Genomic DNA, 1,445 nt, shown 5'->3' with positions numbered 1-1,445 from the left:
TTACCATCGACCGAGAAAGTAAAGCATGCTCATCTGAGGCGATGATCAAACTCACGACAAGAAGGCTCGCTAATTAGCGACTTATTGGACAGTCTTTGAGTCAGAGCGTCCACCTTAACGCACCACTCGTTCGCATATAAAAAAGCGCAAACATGGCCAACAAGACAGTTAACCTTACACTTATTGCGGTAATAAAGCAATCAAGTCAACGCCGAATCACACTTACTATATGAGTATTTCGATATATACCTTTTCAACGAAAGACACGGTGACACCTTCTCAAACCCGCTTTCACTTGCTATTCAACAATATATAATTAACACACTGACCGTACAACCATCCCATTTTATTACACAACATCATTTTATAACATTTTACAGCAAATCCTACCCCATCTCCAATGCAACATCTTCAAAGCATCCCGCTCCCGCTGTTACATTTGATAAAACACTAAACACCACATCATCATTCGGAGAGTATTTTGAAAAAAAACCCACACCTGCGTCACATCCCTCAATGAAGTAAAACTCCTTCCCTACACCACGATATGCACTACAAGCGATATCGAGATATCGGTTGTATTTACCATACACCTTCGACAATTCATCACGCGTACTTCTATCAAGCAGCTCACAATCGTAGTATGCTCTCCATAGTTTACGAATATCTCTACTGCTAGTATACATTCCACCATCACCTCCACCGCAAATAGGAATTCTAAACGTATTTGTTGTTTTTCGGTCGTTAAGTATCCCCCTTGCTGTATTGCTAGGCAATTGGTCTAAGCGAAAAAAGCCGGAGTCACTCATTCCAGCTGGCCCCAAGACATGCCCCTGCACAAACTCCCCATAGGTCATTCCCGTAATTTTCTCAATTATAGCACCCAATAGCACATAACCTCCATTACAATATGCGTACCCAATCCCGGCTCGACCTTTCATTTTCCTTTTTCTAAACAAAGGGAGGTAATCCAATGGTGACTCTAGAAAACTCCAAGGTATTTCAATATAGAAATTTTCCATATCCGGAACTAAATCCTCATCGTAATAATCATACATGCCAGAAGTGTGACATAGAACATGCCAAATGGTAGCCTCTGGATCAATGAATCCCTTGAAAGACGAATCGAGATCGCCAACTTTCGCATTGAAGCTTAACGTTCCCGATTCTACCAAGACTGATACCGCCAAAGAAGTAACAAATTTGGTTCCTGACGCAATACCAAATCGGGTATCCAAATCAATCATTAATTCTTTATCAACATCCCTAAACCCAAAGGCTCGTTCATACAAAGACTCCTCTCCTTTATAAATGGACACAACTCCCGAAAAATCGTTTTCTTTTGATATCTGTTCAATTTGACCTTTTAATTTTTTATACATTTTTTTGTTTCCTTCATCAAGCACATAACACGATATTATATATAGTCATCCGCACTTTTTAAC

The 1,445-nt window shown here is 40.0% G+C and carries 1 protein-coding gene; it reads right to left on the bottom strand.

The annotated features are described in order from the left end of the window. Window positions 1-386 precede the first annotated feature (386 nt). A complete protein-coding gene (locus tag QEH53_RS23715; protein ID WP_309025718.1) occupies window positions 387-1,382 on the bottom strand; it encodes a serine hydrolase domain-containing protein in 996 nt (331 codons plus the stop codon). Window positions 1,383-1,445 lie beyond the last annotated feature (63 nt).

Origin of the sequence: Pelagicoccus sp. SDUM812002 (assembly GCF_031127835.1) — a bacterium.
Lineage (GTDB): Bacteria > Verrucomicrobiota > Verrucomicrobiia > Opitutales > Opitutaceae > Pelagicoccus.
Note: the sequence above shows the minus strand (reverse complement) of the source record. Positions and strands in the feature narration are given on the sequence as shown.